The sequence below is a fragment of the Staphylococcus sp. AC872 genome, from assembly GCF_979255425.1.
This window is the reverse complement of record NZ_CEEDKW010000003.1, coordinates 49,930-69,164: the sequence shown is the minus strand read 5'-3', so window position 1 is coordinate 69,164 and position 19,235 is coordinate 49,930. Positions and strand designations below refer to the sequence as shown.

Annotated in this window: 16 protein-coding genes and 1 riboswitch; of the genes, 8 read left to right on the top strand and 8 right to left on the bottom strand. The window is 33.2% G+C overall.

The window, feature by feature from the left end; translation table 11 throughout:
* Positions 1-23 precede the first annotated feature (23 nt).
* The 5 genes from ACZ267_RS06060 to ACZ267_RS06040 all read right to left on the bottom strand — a co-directional run bounded on the left by ACZ267_RS06060 (position 24) and on the right by ACZ267_RS06040 (position 6,583).
* Complete coding sequence (locus tag ACZ267_RS06060; protein WP_002466442.1) at positions 24-1,412, bottom strand: L-cystine transporter; 1,389 nt, start codon at positions 1,410-1,412, stop codon at positions 24-26.
* Between the two features lie 264 nt (positions 1,413-1,676).
* Positions 1,677-4,190, bottom strand: a complete 2,514-nt coding sequence (locus ACZ267_RS06055) for a glycosyltransferase (RefSeq protein ID WP_047210638.1) — start codon at positions 4,188-4,190, stop codon at positions 1,677-1,679.
* 178 nt (positions 4,191-4,368) lie between these two features.
* Positions 4,369-5,238 carry a hypothetical protein gene (locus tag ACZ267_RS06050; protein WP_047210639.1) on the bottom strand — a complete coding sequence of 290 codons (870 nt, stop codon included), beginning with the start codon at positions 5,236-5,238 and terminating at the stop codon, positions 4,369-4,371.
* Positions 5,239-5,354: 116 nt separating this feature from the next.
* The gene (locus ACZ267_RS06045) at positions 5,355-6,023 is read right to left on the bottom strand and encodes a hypothetical protein (RefSeq protein WP_002466432.1); all 669 of its coding nucleotides are present in this window, start codon (positions 6,021-6,023) and stop codon (positions 5,355-5,357) included.
* A gap of 152 nt (positions 6,024-6,175) precedes the next feature.
* Positions 6,176-6,583, bottom strand: coding sequence for a general stress protein (locus ACZ267_RS06040; protein ID WP_002466426.1), 408 nt, complete (start codon positions 6,581-6,583; stop codon positions 6,176-6,178).
* Positions 6,584-6,796: 213 nt separating this feature from the next.
* Positions 6,797-6,899: riboswitch (purine riboswitch) on the top strand.
* Positions 6,900-7,166: 267 nt separating this feature from the next.
* Between ACZ267_RS06040 and xpt the strand changes: the two genes are divergently transcribed.
* The 6 genes from xpt to ACZ267_RS06010 all read left to right on the top strand — a co-directional run bounded on the left by xpt (position 7,167) and on the right by ACZ267_RS06010 (position 14,502).
* Positions 7,167-7,745, top strand: a complete 579-nt coding sequence (xpt, locus tag ACZ267_RS06035) for a xanthine phosphoribosyltransferase (protein ID WP_002466419.1) — start codon at positions 7,167-7,169, stop codon at positions 7,743-7,745.
* Positions 7,745-9,013: a xanthine permease PbuX gene (gene pbuX / locus ACZ267_RS06030; RefSeq protein WP_002466441.1), complete on the top strand. Its 1,269-nt coding sequence runs from the start codon at positions 7,745-7,747 to the stop codon at positions 9,011-9,013. The genes xpt and pbuX overlap by 1 nt, the downstream gene beginning before the upstream one ends.
* Positions 9,014-9,049: 36 nt before the next feature.
* Positions 9,050-10,516 (top strand): IMP dehydrogenase, encoded by a 1,467-nt coding sequence (guaB, locus tag ACZ267_RS06025; RefSeq protein WP_002466427.1) that lies wholly within the window; start codon positions 9,050-9,052, stop codon positions 10,514-10,516.
* Positions 10,517-10,543: 27 nt separating this feature from the next.
* Positions 10,544-12,085: a glutamine-hydrolyzing GMP synthase gene (gene guaA / locus ACZ267_RS06020; protein WP_002466433.1), complete on the top strand. Its 1,542-nt coding sequence runs from the start codon at positions 10,544-10,546 to the stop codon at positions 12,083-12,085.
* Between the two features lie 130 nt (positions 12,086-12,215).
* Entirely contained in the window at positions 12,216-13,079 is an 864-nt protein-coding gene (locus ACZ267_RS06015; protein ID WP_002466451.1) for a patatin-like phospholipase family protein, read from the top strand.
* A gap of 223 nt (positions 13,080-13,302) precedes the next feature.
* Positions 13,303-14,502: a GTP-binding protein gene (locus ACZ267_RS06010; protein ID WP_047210641.1), complete on the top strand. Its 1,200-nt coding sequence runs from the start codon at positions 13,303-13,305 to the stop codon at positions 14,500-14,502.
* A 109-nt stretch (positions 14,503-14,611) separates the two neighbouring features.
* On the opposite strand, the gene ACZ267_RS06005 is transcribed toward ACZ267_RS06010, so the two are convergent.
* On the bottom strand, positions 14,612-15,469 hold the full coding sequence (locus tag ACZ267_RS06005; protein WP_079449081.1) for a trypsin-like serine peptidase: 858 nt from the start codon (positions 15,467-15,469) through the stop codon (positions 14,612-14,614).
* A gap of 582 nt (positions 15,470-16,051) precedes the next feature.
* Between ACZ267_RS06005 and ACZ267_RS06000 the strand changes: the two genes are divergently transcribed.
* Complete coding sequence (locus tag ACZ267_RS06000; RefSeq protein WP_002466443.1) at positions 16,052-16,669, top strand: CadD family cadmium resistance transporter; 618 nt, start codon at positions 16,052-16,054, stop codon at positions 16,667-16,669.
* Between the two features lie 203 nt (positions 16,670-16,872).
* Here ACZ267_RS06000 and ACZ267_RS05995 read toward each other — a convergent pair whose 3' ends face one another.
* Entirely contained in the window at positions 16,873-16,941 is a 69-nt protein-coding gene (locus tag ACZ267_RS05995) for a hypothetical protein (RefSeq protein ID WP_219350386.1), read from the bottom strand.
* A 65-nt stretch (positions 16,942-17,006) separates the two neighbouring features.
* Positions 17,007-17,075, bottom strand: a complete 69-nt coding sequence (locus ACZ267_RS05990) for a hypothetical protein (protein WP_219350386.1) — start codon at positions 17,073-17,075, stop codon at positions 17,007-17,009.
* 658 nt (positions 17,076-17,733) lie between these two features.
* On the opposite strand from ACZ267_RS05990, the gene ACZ267_RS05985 reads away from it, so the two are divergent.
* Positions 17,734-19,224 (top strand): NADH dehydrogenase subunit 5, encoded by a 1,491-nt coding sequence (locus tag ACZ267_RS05985; protein WP_015365380.1) that lies wholly within the window; start codon positions 17,734-17,736, stop codon positions 19,222-19,224.
* Positions 19,225-19,235: the final 11 nt, after the last annotated feature.

Below are 19,235 nucleotides of genomic sequence, written 5' to 3'. Positions count from 1 at the left end.
TCCTCCCTTTTATTTTAAAATATTTAATCTGTTGTCAGTTCACCATATTCATTAGATTCGAATGCTTTTTTGTCCCAATTTTTAGTGAGTTTGGCAGTACCTGTGCCTGCTAACATAGAATCATTAACATTAAGAGCAGTACGACCCATGTCAATAAGAGGTTCGATAGAAATTAAGACGCCGGCTAATGCAACCGGTAAATTTAGTGTTGATAAGACTAATATAGATGCGAATGTAGCACCGCCACCTACACCAGCAACACCAAATGAACTGATAATAACCACGGCTACTAATGTCACGATAAATTGTAAATCGATATTTACATGTGCAACCGGTGCAACCATGATTGCAAGCATCGCAGGATAGATACCTGCACAACCATTTTGTCCAATAGATAAACCGAATGTTGCGGAAAAGTTAGCGATACCTTCAGGTACACCAAGACGTGTTGTTTGTGTTTGAATATTTAACGGTAAAGAACCAGCACTTGAACGTGATGTAAAGGCAAAGGCCAATACTTCAAATGTTTTCTTCATATATTTGACTGGGTTGATACCAAGGATAGTTAAAATGACGAGGTGAATGATATACATTGTGATTAATGCTGCATAAGACGCTATCATAAATTTACCTAGAGTCCAGATAGCAGCAAAGTCACTGGTAGCAATCGTTGAAGCCATAATAGCTAAGATGCCATAAGGTGTTAATCGTAATACGAAGGTTACGATAGCCATGACAATAGAATAAATCGCTTCAATACCACGTTTAAGTGTGTCACCATGTTCAGGTTCTTTACGTGCAACGCGTAAATATGCAAATCCAACAAATGACGCGAAGATAACGACCGCAATCGTAGATGTTGTTCTTTCACCTGTAAAGTCTAAGAATGGATTGCTAGGTAATAATTCTAAGATTTGTTGTGGTAACGTATGCGCAGTTAAATTTTTAGCCTCTTTAGTGATTTCACTACCGCGTGAATGTTCAGCGCTACCTAGATCAATGGAAGATGCATCTAAACCGAAGAGTAACGCATATCCAATACCAACCAAGGCAGCTATAGCTACAGTCCCAATTAAAAACATGAAGATATAACTACCGATTTTAGCAAATTTGTCCCCAATTTGTATTTTACTGAATGCAGAAACGATAGAAATAAAAATTAACGGCATGACAATCATTTGTAATAGTGCGACATAACCATCGCCTACGATACTAAACCAATCACTTGTTGTTTTGATTACTTTTGAGTCGACTCCATAGATTAAATGCATTGCGATGCCTAAAATAATGCCTATAGCTAAGGCAGTAAATACACGTTTAGGAAATGAAATGTGTCTTTTAGCCATGACATTTAGCATAATAATGAAGGCAATGAGCACAATAACATTAATCACAGTTAAAAATGAGTCCAATGAATAACACTCCTTTTTAATTATTATGTTCTAAATTTATGTATTAAGAATATTACTCATATTTTTATAATTCAAGGCTATAAACTTCAAAGGTATATTTTTTATAATTAAAAATGTGCAAAGTATTAAATTGATTGAAAAAATAATTTTATTTGTGGGATATCATAAGATAGATATAAAAATAAGTGTTACATTCCAAATAAAAGAATTGGAATGTAACACTTATATGTAACGGAGTAATAAGATGGTAAGTAATGATTTAAGTTAATCTAATAAACTATAAAATTCATCCATAACTGCTTTGTTATAAGATTCTACATCAAATCTACTATAGCTAGGTTGTGTACCTTTAATGAATGTTTCAATACCATTGGCTATATGTTGGATCTCATTTTTAACTAGCATACCGTATTTTCCATCTTCTAAAACGTAACGATTTGCAATTATGTCAGATGCTAATACTGGTGTTCCAGTAGATAAAGCTTCCAATATAACCATTGATTGTCCTTCATAATGTGAAGTCAAAGCAAATAAATTAGCACGTTTTAATAAATAAAATGGATTACGTTGATGGCCTAATAAAAACACATTGTGTTCTAGATTTAGATGAGTAATCATGTTTACAAATGTTTCTTTTAATGGTCCATCACCTAAAATATAAAGTCGGATGTGTGGGTGCTTCGTCTTTAATTCATGAACTGCTTTAATGAGTAAATCAATACCTTTTTCCGGTGATAATCGACCAATAAAGACGATATTAAAGTGACTCTGATCAAATGTCGTGTTAAACAAGTTTCCATCTGAATAAGAGACGATAACTTGTTTGCCATCTTTATTATAAATTTCACTATCATCATTCATTAGACGTTTGATTTCTGAGTAATTGATTGTATTTCGACAGACATTGAATTTATTTTTGGGTACTGTTGATGAAAATTTGCGTTGGTTCACTTTCATTGTTGCTTCAGATACGCTAATTAGTTTATCAAAACGTTTATAAATACTAAACAATGTTTTTAAATTTTGGTAGTGGGGTCGTTTTCCATTAACTGTTCTGTTTTGATCATCTTGCATGTCACTATGCATATAAATATATTTTTTCTTCGCATTAGCAGCTAATACCAAATTTCCCCAGAAAAATGCATACCCACTAAAATCAATAGCATAATCAAATTGTATATCCCCGAATACTTTTCTCATTTCACGACGATAGAGGTGCTTTGGATGAATAACCTCTTCAAAGTGATGATATACACCACGTTGTCTAATAAATTCTACTCGATATAAGTCTTTAAATGAAGTAAGGAAAGGGCTACTTCTAAATAATACTCTGACATTACCGTTTATTTGATTGAGATTATTTTTAAATTCAATGTTTTTGCTATTTGTCACCATTAATGTGACGTCGTATTTTTCATAATCAATATTTTCAAGTAAGTTCAACATCGAAGTAGTAATACCGTTGTTCTTTAAACCGCCAGGATAAAATAGTAACTTCGTCTTTTGCTTTTCACTATTTGCATGTGAAGGTGTTGTTTTTAATGTTGTACTAAAGATTGCTTTAATTAATCTTTGACAGGCGTTACCGTCATCATATGAACAGAATTGAGCTTTAAATTGTTGATAATTTTTATCGTATTGCTTATAGGTTTCGTTTTGAATACCTTGAATGACATCATTAATATTTGTATAAATTGGACCAGGAAGTTGCTCTGTATCAATATATAATCCACGAGTGCGTGCGTATTCATCATGATTTGTTGTATAAAAAATAATAGGTTTATCAGTGACTAAAAAGTCGAAGAAAATACTAGAGTAATCTGTAATCATTAAATCAACGACTGATAATAATTGATTAGTATCAAAAGTATTAGGTATAAGATACGGTTTTAAATTATCTGAATGAGCTATTTTTTTATATACAAATGGATGTACTTTTAATAACACCTGATAACCTGTTATAGATTCTAATGCTTTAATTTCATTATAGATATTGTCTTCTTCAATGATAGGTTTATTTACATCTGTACCTTGCCATGTAGGACAATATAATATTATTTTTTCCTGATTTAAATGTACAAATGAGCTTAAGACTTTTCTAATATCTGCTTCTGTTGAATTGATTGTTAAATCAAGACGTGGATAACCTATTTCTAAAAAATTACCCTGATAAATTGGTGACAACTTGAAAGCATGATCTAATATAGTAGTTGTGTGTTTGTTTGGCGATATGATGTAATCAGAAATTAAAAAATTACGCATTGTATTTTGCGTTTTGATTAAAGAATGAGGAATATCTAATCCCATATGCTTTAATGGTGTGCCGTGCCACGTGTTGATATAGACTTGGTTTTCTTTTTTTGTAAAATAGGCTGGAAATGTAGCGTTATTAATAAGATATTTGCAAGTGGTTAATGCTTTTAAATATGATTTTGATTCTTTAATAACAAACGATACATGTGATAAATGTTGAAATTGATTACGGTAATGTTGAGCTGTACTTTCAGAATCTACAACCCAAGTATGGTGTAAGTGCTGGTAGGCCTTGTGACGCGTTAAATATAAAAAAATGGCGTATGGACTATCAGTCATGCTTTTGCCATCGGTCACTTGATAAAGTATGTGGGAAGGATTAACGTTATTCTTTTCATAGTAATGTGCATAGGTCATCACTTTTTTGAAGTATGGGGATTTATTAAATGTTTTAATTGGTTTAGTTAAAAAGGAGGTTTTTCTTTTAAACTGATTTTTGATTAATGATTGTGTCGCTTTTCTCATAGTGTGTCAGTCCTTTGTTGTGATATAGCGTAAAACATTATTTATATATATTTAGTATTATATATTATAACATCAATATAAGAATATAAGTAAGATATTGACATAAAAAAGAGGTGAAGCATTGGTTGAGACATAAAGTGACACACTTTTGTCTTAACTTATCTTCACCTTATATTTACTATAAGTTAAATAATCTTGCGAAAAAGCCTTTTTTCTCTTCTTTAGGTTCTGGGTGGCCTAGAGGAGATGATTGTGACTCGGTATGATTATTTGTATTTGAAACTTGAGACTCTGAAGTAGTGTATGATGTTGATTCTGATTGAGCTGTTGATTGCTCAGATGTACTTAATGAAGTACTCTCACTTTTTGTCACTTCGTTAGCTTTGCTCAAACTATTTGAATGTTGAGATGTTGAAGTGGAAGTTGCTGCTACTGAATTGCTTTCACTTGATGTAAGTGACGTAGATTGTTTAGGTTGATGACTTTGGCTTGACTGATGACTTGCACTTGATTCAGAAGCAATAGCTTGTTGTTCATCTAATTTTTTAGTGTGAGATTGCTGTGTTGACTGGATTGCATCTTGAGTTGTTTGAATAGCTTTTAATGATTCAGTATTTGCATCAATTTTAGATGTGATTTGATTTTGTAACTCTTTAAGTTCCTGTTGTTGATGGTGCACTTGACTAATCATTTGACCTAACATTTGACGTTCTTCACGCATTTTTTGTATTTCACTACGTAAGTCTTCAACTAGTTGTGAAATATTCTGATCAGTAGGTAATTGACTATTATCTTCTTTTACTAATACTTGAAGGAAGTCTTTTTCTTTTTCAAGTTCTTCAAATGCTAAGTCATAGCTATTCGTTTGTTTTACTTTATCTGCGATATCTTTAAATAATTCGATATCTTCTTCTTTAAAATCAGTAGCTTCACGTCCACGGTACTCTGTCTTACTAAGTTGATAGCCACGTTCTTCTAAATGTTGGACGATTTTACGGACTTGTTTTTCACTTAGCTCGACGCGTTGTGCGAATTCTTTAGTTAACATTAATAAAGTCCTTTCATATATGGTTTATGTATACTGACGTTTGTCTTCGGTTAGTGAAACGTCAGTCTTACCTCATATGATAGTTTACCGTTAATTATAGTTGATTTCAAGTAATGTTAAAGTGGGCTTCTTAAATTCATCTCTTCTAATAGAGGGTATATAATCTCTCTTGAAATGCCATTAGCAAAGACATATTTCAAAATATAATTAGACTTCACACTTGTACCGTAAATATCTTTGGATAAGACAATATTGGCTTTGATAAATAAGTCGATGTCTTTCGGATTTTCGTCGGTTGTATAATTGGGATGAATATAATCAATTTCACTTTGTTTTTCAAATTGATGTTCATAGAGAAACTGTCGACGACGCTCAAGCACTTTGTTTGTTTCTTCATCAGTTGTTAGTGGTTCTTTAGGTACTTCCATCATAATAAAATTAATGTTTCGATCATGAATTTCATTAGCGTAGACATTGAGTTGCTCCTCGATTTTATCCAAGGTCATAGACATTACCTCATCATGATTGTCTTTATTTTTGGTAATAAGGTATATAAGAAAGGCGGAATTAGTAGTCGCTTCATAATGTGCTGTTGCCATGCTTATTACTTCATTATTTTCAATGCCAACGATAAAGGCATAATCCTTTTCGGTTTTATTGTTTTCTAATGATTGTTTAAAAATATGGCTGTCTTCGGTGAGGCTAATATCTAACTTTGCGTCGTAAATTTGTAATGCTTCTTTGAAATATGGATCTTTAACAGACGTTATCGTTTTAAATTCCATCATGGCACCCCCAAAAATATATTTTTTAAATTATAGCATATGTTTATTTCTGTTAATGGATAAATTTATAAAGTAAAACACCACAACTTAAACGGCTTAGCGTACAAGTTATGGTGTCCTTTTTATATCCATTTCATTTTCACGAGATTGTCTTAAGCTTTTGGGCCTTTAGATTCAGCAGCATAATGTGTGATATCAAGTTCTTCGTAAGCTGCATTATTTTCTTCTACTTCGTTATGAGAAGAACGGTCGCGTCTTGCAACAACTAAAATTTTGTTGTCTAGAATATCTTGTTTATGATTTTCGATTTCTTCATCAGTTAAATCGTATCTTGTAAGAACAGCTTGTTCACCATCTTCACCGATAAGTAATCTAGACATGCGATCACTGAATGAGCCGCTTGTAGCAATTAAACTAATTTGAGAGTCGTGTAAATCATCTAAATGTAATTTTGAACGACTAATAACCGCTAATTCACTTTCTAAATAGCCTTCAGATTTCTTTTGGTTAATCACGTTGTATAATTCTGATTTGTCTTTTACTACTGTAATTTCTGCCATGATTATCGCCCCTTATATTTTCTCTACTTTCAAAATCTATACCCTTACCATTCAATTATAAAACTTTTGTTTATATAAATATATAATTTTACTACTTTATCTACCAAATTTAATTTTGAATTATATATCAAACGCTTTCAGTAAAAATACTGTTAATTCAACGATGATCGTAATTTAATAGATATTGAAAAAGTAGCTAAAATTTGCTATCATCATTAAATAATTTATATGACTCATATAATCTGAAGAATATGGCTTTAGAAGTTTCTACCATGTCGCCTTGAACGACATGACTATGGGTAACAATTCAATACTTAGGAGCAGTTTAAATCGTTCAAACAACACGAAGGACTAGTGTAATGTGTCGTTGATATAAGTTTCTTTAAATAGCATACAAAGGAACCTCTGTATCTTATTGTATACATTTTTAATTATCGATTAATTTGGCGTATCTACTTCTTTATTTGCAATTATACGCAATGTATTGCACGTTCCCTCATAGATCCTGAAACTTATTGAAAGTTTGGGGATTTTTTTGTATCAACAAGTCTATGGATTACATAATTTTGAGGAGGTTTTCTGGGTGGAGTCGTTAGGACGTAAAGTAAAAGAAGATGGTGTAGTCATCGATGAAAAGATACTTAAGGTAGATGGTTTTTTAAATCATCAAATTGATGCAAAGTTAATGAATGAAGTAGGGCAAACATTCTTTGAACAATTCAAGAATGAAGGAATTACAAAAATATTAACTATTGAAGCATCAGGTATTGCGCCAGCAATAATGGCAGCATTCCATTTTGATGTACCTTGCTTATTTGCTAAAAAAGCTAAACCAAGTACTTTGAAGGATGGATTTTATCAAACAGATATTCATTCTTTTACTAAGAATAAAACAAGCACGGTTATTGTTTCTGAAGAATTCCTTGGGGAAAACGATACTGTTTTAATTATTGATGATTTCTTAGCAAATGGTGATGCTTCTCTTGGATTAAACGATATTGTTAAACAAGCTAACGCTAAAACAGCAGGTGTTGGTATCGTTGTTGAGAAAAGTTTCCAAAATGGACGACAAAGACTTGAAGCAGAAGGTCTAAACGTATCATCTTTATGTAAAGTAGCATCATTAAAAGGTAATAAAGTGACGTTATTGGGTGAAAATTAATGAAAAATTTCATTCTTAGTATTCAACATTTATTAGCGATGTATGCCGGCGCGATTTTAGTTCCTATTATTGTAGGAACAAGTTTGAAATTCACACCAGAAGAGATTGCTTATTTAGTGACAGTCGATATTTTTATGTGTGGTGTAGCGACATTCTTACAAGTGAACAAAGTCACAGGTACAGGATTACCAATTGTATTAGGGTGTACATTTACAGCAGTAGCACCCATGATTTTAATTGGACAGACAAAAGGACTAGGCGTATTATATGGTTCATTATTTTTATCAGGTATTTTAGTGATTATCATTGCACCATTCTTCTCTCATTTAGTTAAGTTCTTCCCACCTGTCGTGACAGGAAGTGTTGTGACGATTATTGGTATCAATTTAATGCCAGTGGCAATGAATTATTTAGCTGGTGGAGAAGGTGCTAAAAACTATGGTGATCCAAAGAATTTAGTATTAGGTGGGGTTACACTCATTGTGATACTGATTTTGCAACGATTTACGACAGGATTTTTAAAATCAATTGCAATTTTAATTGGATTAATCATTGGAACAGTGTTAGCAGCAATCTTTGGTCTTGTAGATGTTAAGCAAGTAGGTGAAGCGCATTGGGTAGGTATTCCTATGCCATTTCGTTTTTCAGGCTTTGGCTTTGATTTAGGTGCAACTTTAGTGTTCTTTATTGTCGCTATGGTGAGTTTAATCGAATCTACTGGTGTCTATCACGCATTAAGTGAGATTACTGGGAAGAAATTAGAACGAAAAGATTTTCGTAAGGGTTACACTGCGGAAGGTCTTGCAATTGTGATTGGGTCATTATTTAATGCGTTCCCTTATACAGCATATTCACAGAATGTTGGTTTAGTATCTTTATCAGGTGCTAAGAAAAATAAAGTTATCTATGGCATGGTTATTTTATTACTTATATGTGGTTGCATTCCTAAGCTAGGTGCCTTAGCTAATATTATTCCATTACCAGTTTTAGGTGGTGCGATGATAGCGATGTTTGGTATGGTAATGGCATACGGTGTTAGTATTTTAGGTAATATTAATTTTGCTAACCAAAATAACTTATTAATTATTGCAGTGTCTGTAGGTTTAGGTACCGGTATTAGTGCTGTACCTCAAGCGTTTAAAGGGTTAGGGGAACAATTTGCTTGGTTAACACAAAATGGTATCGTGTTAGGTGCCATCTCTGCAATTATCTTAAATTTCTTTTTTAATGGTATAAACTATAAACAAAGTGAAGAAAATGTGAAATAATAGAACAAACTATATAATATTGGAGGCTGTTTTTAAATGTGGGAAAATAAGTTTGCTAAAGAGTCATTAACATTCGATGATGTATTATTAATTCCAGCTCAATCAGACGTACTACCAAGCGATGTTGATTTGAGTGTTCGCTTATCAGATAAAATTAAATTAAACATCCCAGTCATTTCTGCGGGTATGGATACAGTTACAGAATCTAAAATGGCTATTGCGATGGCAAGACAAGGTGGACTAGGCGTTATCCATAAAAATATGGGTATCGAAGAACAAGCTGACGAAGTACAAAAAGTAAAACGTTCAGAGAATGGTGTTATTAGTAATCCATTTTATTTAACACCTGACGAAAGTGTATATGAAGCAGAAGCTTTAATGGGTAAATATCGTATTTCAGGTGTACCAATCGTAAATAATTTAGATGACAGAGAGTTAGTAGGTATTTTAACTAACCGTGACTTACGTTTTATTGAAGATTTTTCTATTAAAATCTCAGATGTTATGACAAAAGAAGATTTAATCACAGCTCCAGTAGGTACGACTCTAGACGAAGCAGAAGCAATTTTGCAAGAACATAAAATTGAAAAACTTCCTTTAGTTGAAAATGGTCGTTTAGAAGGATTAATTACTATTAAAGATATTGAAAAAGTGCTTGAATTCCCATATGCAGCAAAAGATGCTAATGGCCGATTATTAGCAGCGGCAGCAATCGGTATTTCTAAAGATACTGACATTAGAGCAGAAAAATTAGTTGAAGCAGGTGTGGACGCACTTGTTATCGATACAGCACATGGTCACTCAAAAGGTGTTATTGAACAAGTTAAACATATTAAAAATAAATTCCCTGAAATTACTTTAGTAGCTGGTAATGTTGCCACTGCAGAAGCGACAAAAGATTTATTTGAAGCGGGTGCAGATGTTGTTAAAGTTGGTATCGGTCCAGGTTCAATTTGTACAACACGTGTCGTTGCAGGTGTAGGTGTACCTCAGATTACAGCTGTTTACGATTGTGCAACTGAAGCACGTAAACATGGTAAAGCAATTATTGCTGATGGTGGTATTAAATTCTCAGGTGACATTATTAAAGCATTAGCGGCTGGTGGACATGCTGTTATGTTAGGTAGTCTATTAGCAGGTACGGAAGAAAGCCCAGGCGCAACTGAAGTATTCCAAGGTAGACAATACAAAGTATACCGTGGCATGGGCTCATTAGGTGCAATGGAAAGAGGTTCAAATGACCGTTACTTCCAAGAAGATAAAACACCTAAGAAATTTGTACCAGAAGGTATTGAAGGACGTACAGCTTACAAAGGTCCTTTACAAGATACAATTTATCAGCTTATGGGCGGTGTAAGATCAGGTATGGGTTACACTGGTTCTAAAGATTTAGAAACGTTACGTGAAGAAGCGCAATTTACACGCATGGGACCTGCTGGTTTAGCAGAAAGTCACCCACATAATGTTCAAATTACTAAAGAATCACCAAACTATTCATTCTAACTATAGATTTAAAGGAGAACGACAATTATGGAAATGGCGAAAGAGCAAGAGTTAATTCTTGTCCTAGACTTTGGTAGCCAATACAACCAATTAATCACAAGACGTATACGTGAAATGGGTGTATATAGCGAATTGCACGACCATGAAATTTCTATTGAAGAAATTAAACGAATGAACCCTAAAGGTATTATATTATCTGGGGGGCCTAATTCAGTTTATGAAGAAGGTTCATTCACTATTGATCCAGAAATTTATAATTTAGGCATCCCTGTATTAGGTATTTGTTACGGAATGCAACTTACGACTAAATTATTAGGCGGAAAAGTGGAACGTGCTAATGAGCGTGAGTATGGTAAAGCAATTATTAATGCAAAATCTGACGAGTTATTCTTCGGTTTACCATCTGAACAAACTGTATGGATGAGTCACTCAGATAAAGTCATTGAAATTCCTGAAGGCTTTGAAGTGATTGCAGATAGTCCAAGCACAAACTATGCTGCAATTGAAGATAAATCACGTCGTATCTATGGCGTACAATTCCATCCAGAAGTACGCCATACGGAATACGGTAATGACCTTTTAAGAAACTTTGTACGTCGTGTCTGTAATTGTACAGGCGAATGGACAATGGAAAACTTTATCGAAATTGAAATCGAAAAAATTCGTGAACGTGTAGGAGATCGTAAAGTATTATGTGCGATGAGTGGTGGCGTTGACTCATCTGTAGTAGCGGTATTACTACACAAAGCAATTGGTGATCAACTGACTTGTATCTTTGTTGACCATGGATTACTTCGTAAAGGTGAAGGCGACATGGTTATGGAACAATTCGGTGAAGGTTTTAACATGAATATTATTCGTGTAAATGCACAAGATCGTTTCATGAAAAAATTAGCTGGTGTATCAGATCCAGAACAGAAACGTAAAATTATTGGTAATGAATTCGTTTATGTATTTGATGACGAAGCATCTAAGTTAAAGGGTGTAGACTTCTTAGCCCAAGGTACGCTTTATACAGATGTGATTGAATCAGGTACAAAAACAGCTCAAACAATTAAATCTCACCATAATGTGGGTGGTTTACCAGAAGATATGGAATTTGAACTTATCGAACCGATTAATACGTTATTCAAAGATGAAGTACGTGCATTAGGTATCGAATTAGGTATTCCTGAGCATTTAGTATGGAGACAACCATTCCCAGGCCCTGGTTTAGGTATCCGAGTGCTTGGTGAAATTACGGAAGATAAATTAGAAATCGTACGAGAATCAGATGCGATTTTAAGAGAAGTAGTGCGAGAAGAAGGTCTTGAAAGAGACATTTGGCAATATTTCACTGTATTACCAGGCATTCAATCTGTAGGTGTTATGGGAGACTACCGTACATATGATCACACTGTCGGTATCCGTGCTGTAACATCAATTGATGGTATGACAAGTGACTTTGCGCGTATCGATTGGGAAGTCTTACAGAAGATTTCAAGTCGAATCGTTAATGAAGTGGATCATGTTAACCGCGTTGTCTATGACATTACCTCTAAGCCACCTAGCACAATAGAATGGGAATAAGATACTATGATATAGTCCTCAACCGTATAGGTTAGAGGACTTTTTTATACTACAATGCTTAAAAATTTACCTACATGTAATTACCAGTTACAATTGTAAACGAATATAAAAGATAAAGAGGTTAATTCATATGAATTCAAAAGTAGCATTAGCACTAAGTGGTGGCGGTCATTATGGCATCGCATTTCACATTGGATATTTAAAAGGATTGTTTGATAAAGGGATCGATTTAAGAACTGTAGATTATATCATTGGTACATCTGCAGGGTCTCAAGTAAGTACAACGATATCGTCAATGATTGATTGGGATACAATTTGGCAGGAGCAAATTATTGAAAAGGTTAATGAAACAACACCTATTTCTGATAAAGAAATGGGAGAATTATTCCAAGCATTTGATCAATTAGCGAAAGAAAGTAAATCAACTAAGGCTTGGGTTGATGGTATGGGAGAAATCTCTAAAAATACTCAACCCAATGTATCACTAGACGCACGTCGTGATATGATTAGAAATCGATTAGGTAGTGTGCCGTTAGAATGGAATGACAAACTAAATATTGTCGCAACAGAATTAGAGACATCTGAACGTAAAGTATTTAATGCACAATCTGGTGTAGCATTAATAGATGCACTAGCAGCGAGTTCTGCCTTACAAGGTGTATGGCAACCGATTCCAATTAATGGATACCACTATTATGATGGTGGGTCTTATTCAATGGAAAATCCTGATGTCGTTGATGATGCAGTTAAAGTGATTGTGTTAACTACTAACTTACCAATTGAAACACCATATGCGCTTGATCAACTCGTAGAACAAATGAAAGCTGACGGGAAAGATGTTTATGTTGTAAAACCTAGTGACGAAGTGGTGTCAATTTTACAAGCATATCAATATAATACTGTGAATGCAGATATGAGAGAAGAAATAGCACAAGCAGCCGTTAAACAAGGTGCTACAGATTATGAACAATTAAAATCTTTTTTAAACGCATAGATGAATTGATTTAATATATTATTCTTTGTATTGAAAGGTATAGTTAAAAGTATTTAGGGAAGGTAAAAATCCTAGATGCTTAAGACTATGCCTTTTTATATTTGTAAAAATAATATGATGAATGGCCCTATTAAGTTAAAAATCGTTATTGATAAATCGGAATTAATCCTATAGAATGTAAAACGTAATAATTACTATTTGCAAATAAGAGAGGGCGTATATTATGGCTAAAATTCCAGTAACTGTCTTAAGTGGGTATTTAGGTTCTGGTAAGACGACATTATTAAACCATATTTTACAAAACAGAGAAGGACGACGTATCGCAGTTATTGTAAATGATATGAGTGAAGTTAATATTGATAAAGACTTAGTGGCAGAAGGCGGGGGCTTGTCACGTACGGATGAAAAATTAGTAGAGCTATCTAATGGATGCATCTGTTGTACATTAAGAGATGACTTACTCAAAGAAGTTGAACGTATTGTGAAAAAAGGTGGCATCGATCAAATTGTCATAGAATCTACTGGTATTTCTGAACCTGTACCCGTCGCTCAGACATTTTCATATATAGATGAAGAATTAGGTATTGATTTAACAGCGATTTGTAGATTAGATACGATGGTTACAGTTGTTGATGCAAATCGATTTATTAATGATATTAATTCAGAGGATTTATTAATAGATCGTGATCAAAGTGTAAGTGATGAAGATGAAAGAACAATTGCTGATTTATTGATTGACCAAGTAGAATTTTGTGATGTAATGATTATCAATAAAACGGATTTAGTTTCCGAAAAAGAATTAGGACGTTTAGAACAAATCTTAACTACATTGCAACCAGATGCTAAGATCATTAAAACAGTTAATTCAGAAGTAGATTTAAAAGAAGTGTTGAATACACAACGTTTTGATTTTGAAAAGGCGACTGAGTCTGCAGGATGGATTAAAGAATTAACAGAAGGTGGTCATGCTGAACATACACCTGAAACAGAAGAGTATGGGATTTCTTCATTTGTGTATCGCCGTCGACTTCCATTTCATGCTGAAAGATTTAATGCATGGTTAGAACAAATGCCAGATAACATTGTAAGGGCTAAAGGTATTGTCTGGTTAGCACAATATAATCAAGTTGCTTGCCTGTTATCACAAGCAGGGTCATCATGCTCCATTCATCCAGTGACGTATTGGGTAGCTAGTATGTCTAGAACACAACAGGAAAGTATTTTGGAAGAACGTCCAGATGTTGCAAAAGAATGGGATATTGAATATGGAGATAGACATACACAATTTGTAATTATTGGAACAGATATAGAGAAAGAAGAGATAGTTAAATCACTCGATCAGTGTTTATTAGATAGTCGTGAAATTGATGCAGACTGGTCACAATTTTCAGACCCATATCATTGGACTATCACACAACAATAATTACAATTGATGAATAAAAAAGTTTCACGTGAAAAAAACATATAAAAATAAAGGTACGCAATGACACTACTTTAGATGATAATTGTAGTGATTTGCGTACCTTTTGATATTATTTAATATTATCTTTTACAAATTGACCAGCTTTACCTTTAAATGATTCACCGCCTGCCATTTCTTGTTTGGCGTATTTGTCAGTAGAATTATTCCATAGATTATAACCGTAAGTACGCAGACCATAAATCTTAGAATATTTGCTATCTAACATTGGAGAACCTGAGGCACCTGCTCTAAAGATATCTTTAGTCATAATTTCAGTACCATTGGCTGAAAATTGTGTAAATCTTAATTGACTGTAATAGGCTTTCGTATTATCACCATTTTGCCAAGGGTAGCCTAATGAATATAGTGGTGTATTAAATTTCAAACTATTAATTTCTTTATCTGATGCGATACGAATAGGCTTAGCATATTTAGACATTTTTTCTTTAGTGTGTACAATAGCAATGTCATAATGCGGTAATTTTTTTACATCAGATGCATGGAACTTATATGGGATATGTTTGCCATCACGATTCATTGCGAAAGTAATATATTTAGCGGAAGCGGCTTTTCCATTTTTATCATCAATGACATGTGCATTTGTAATTAGAGTATGATTACCAATAACAGTGCCTGTCCCCATCGAATCTTTCCCTTTCCCTTTGTGACCGTTCATGTTCGATACTCGACCAATGGCTTTTAAATTATTTTGATTCGCTTTCGTGTAATGTTGAATGCTAATCGAACGCTTATTAATTTTTTTAGCTTTTTGATATGCTTGTTGATCGGAAGGATAATTTAATCCATCACGATAATAATAATCGGTATCTGCATGTGCTTGATGTGACATTGTGGCTGTTGCAGACATTGCAAGTGAAGCGATTAATGTGCTACAAATCAATGTTTTAATTGGTTTGAAATATGACAAAATATAAATCCCCTTTGTGTTTGTTTAGTATAAAATCATTTGAAATGTGTGTTTATCATTTTTTAACCTTTGTTACCCCCAATTATATGCGAAATAAGTTGCATTACAATAGAAAACTTAAATCTTTTTATAATTATTTAATGATACTAACAAAATGATCATTTGTTAATTTTAGGATAAAGGTTCAAATATTAATCCTTTCATCTATAGTTACCAGCAACATGTTTATATATCAAAAATATGGCATTACCAAATAATTTCACGAAATATCTATATCTTTTCTTATATAGATATGATAATTTTTATTATAAAGAAAAATCATTTTATCCAATAAGAGGTTAGAACAAAGTTCTTTAGGATCTAATCGATGCGTTAAATATTACATTTAAACCAGATGCTTCTTAATTTTTGACGTATTGTAACCTAATCTGAGAGTTCCTGATATCGAGGTGTCACACTTTGCTTTTAAAGTGGGGGAGCTTAATGATGTTCTAATCTCTTTTTTTATGTTATCTATGACCGATGTTAAGAAATGAAATTAGATGATGTACAATAGCTATGTATAGATGGAGGGTGATATTAGTGCTTTCAATTATATTTACAGCAATAGTTTTATACACAGCAACGGCGATTGATTTATTAGTCATTTTATTGATATATTTCGCTAGAGCTCATACTAAAAAGGAATATAGAGACATTTATATAGGACAATTTTTAGGATCGATGACGTTAATTATCATTAGTTTATTTTTCGCATTTGTATTACACTATGTTCCTGAAAAATGGATGCTAGGATTATTAGGTTTAATACCCATTTATTTAGGCATTAAAGTTGCAATTTTTGATGATTGTGAAGGAGAAAAAAGAGCAAAAGACGCTTTAAATGATAAGGGTTTGTCAAAATTAGTGGGAATTGTTGCTCTGGTAACGATAGCAAGTTGTGGTGCAGATAATATAGGTCTGTTTGTACCTTACTTTGTATCTTTAAATTTCAGTCAGCTTATTGTGACGCTAATTGTATTCGTTATTCTTATTTTTGTACTTATTTATACAGCACAACGGTTAGCTGATATTAAGGATATTGGAGAAATCGTTGAAAAATTTAATCGTTGGATTATGGCAGTTGTTTATATAGGGTTAGGTATATTTATCATTATCGAAAACGATACGATAAAGACATTGTTTGATTTTATATTTTAACTATGAAATAGATGTTAATGGCCAAACTAAAAGAGGTAGGACGATAGGTCCCACCTCTTTTATGTATCATTATTTATTATTTGAAGAAGCCAAGGATTGTTTTGATAATTGAAATGATGCTTGTTACGATTTCCATAATTTAGTCCTCCATTTCTATCAATTGTAGTTTATTTTGGGTTTGTACAAGTTTTTAAGTCATCTTATTATTTGTTGCCTTTAACAAGGTCGATGATTGTTTTAACTAAAGAAATGATACCTGAAATGATTCCCATGATTATATCCCTCCAATTTCAATTTTTAGTGATATCTAAGTTCGTATAGCAAGTAATAATACGAATTATTTGTTGCCTTTAACAAGGTCGATGATTGTTTTAACTAAAGAAATAATACCTGAAATGATTCCCATGATAATTACCTCCCTCGATTGATTTGTTAATTACATTGTAACGAGGATATTCAGTAGATATGATGAAATTTCCTAACTCGTATGTTAGAGGTCATAAGTGGCCCATTTATATGAAAACAGTACAGTCTCTCATGCCTAAGTGTGCACTGTTTTGGAATCGTTTACACAAGCTTTACAAAGCTGTTTTATAGTTGTAATATAATGGGTTTTTAGGGGAAAGAGATTTAATTTGTATGAGGTTTGACATAATAAATATAATCAACTATATTTATATTGTTATGCTCAAAAGTAGAATTAAGCCTTAGCTAGCGATATATGCTAATGATTTTTAAGTGTATATCGAAAGAAAAGGAGTAATTGACGTTTGAACGGATATGTTGATAAACAGGTAGCTTTTTAAATGGAAATATAATCAATCTAATAAATGAAAGAGTTTAACATGTATAGACAGTACGTTAATACGCATACTTTTTAGCTAGAAAGTGTGCCTTAATATTTGTTTAATGTTGAAACCTTAATGATCATATTTCAAGTTGAAATGAAGCCTACAGTAGCAAGTTTCCCATTTGTAAAAGTTGGGGAAGTGACTATTGTAGGCTTTTTATTATGCATAAATTCAAATGATCGAATCTTTATAAAGGAGGTATCTAGAGTAAGTATGAGTGTACTCTTAATTTTGTTTCTTATTACACTGTTGCTAGCGATGTTAAGTGGCTTAATATTTTTATCTGATTCAGTTCCTACGCAATATATCAAGATACATATGTATATTATTGTTTTACCAATCATAGTAGGTCTTATTGGATTATTTACTGTAAATAATTCAGTGATCATTGGACCTTTTACGTTGGATAAATTAGCGTGGTTAATGGGGAGTTTTATTTTAATATTAGGTTTTATTATTCAAAAGTTTTGTGTGCGTTATTTACTTGGTGATAAAAACTATCGACAATATTTTCCACTGTTTACACTCATTACTGTATTTGCGTCTGTAGCTTGGTTAAGTGGGGATCTAAGACTAATGGTTTTAAGTTGGGGCGCAACGTTGTTGTGTCTGACTTTATTAATTAGAGTCAATCGATTCTGGAAAGTGCCACATGAGGCAGCGAAAATTTCAGCTAAATTGTTTGTCGTTGGATGGTTATCATTAGTAATTGCCGTACTATTGTTATTTGTTTCAACAGGTCATTGGTATATCGACGCAGTAGCTGTTGATTATAGTCACCTGTCTTTTGGTATGAAATTGATTATTGATTTATTTATTGTGCTTGCAGTGATTATCCCAGCAGCTCAGTTTCCTTTCCAAAGTTGGTTGATAGAATCTGTTGCGGCACCTACACCTGTATCAGCAATTATGCATGCAGGCATAGTAAATGCTGGTGGCATTATATTAACTCGATTCTCCCCGGTATTTGATAACCCAATTGCTATTACAGTGTTGTTATTAATTGCGAGTGTGTCTGTATTGTTAGGCTCAGGGATAAGTCTAGTTCATGTTGACTATAAACGACAACTTGTTGGATCGACGATGAGTCAAATGGGCTTTATGTTAGTACAATGTGCATTAGGTGCTTATTCAGCAGCTATTATACATCTAGTGTTGCACGGTGTATTTAAGGCTACATTATTTTTACAATCTGGTTCAGTTGTAGGTAGGTTTAATATTCCTACACCACTTACAGCTAAGCAATCATATAGTTGGATTGTACTTGGCAGATTGTTAGCGATAGTGATTGCATTTGTCTTTTGGTTTAATAGCGATCACAGCGCATATGAATTGATTAGTGCATTAATTTTAGCATGGTCATTAATGGTGTCATGGAATCAACTCGTTGCGTTTAGTAAATCTGCAATGGGCAAACTGATTGGTATCGGCATGATTGTTATTGTTGCTTTAGTTTATATCGTGACACATCATTTCTTTAATTATTTATTAAACACAGTGCATATAAGTGTGACACATCCACCATTACTAAGTAGTATATTAAGCATTGGTATCATTGTATTTGGAAGCATTCTAAGTATTTGGGTAGCACGTCATCGAAATTCACATACCTTTGCTGTGTTGTATTTATGGCTAGTTAAATTGGGTGAAGCAAAATCTGCTTCCATTGAAAGCCATCCGAACTATTTGAAAAAGTATTTATAAAAGGGTGAAAA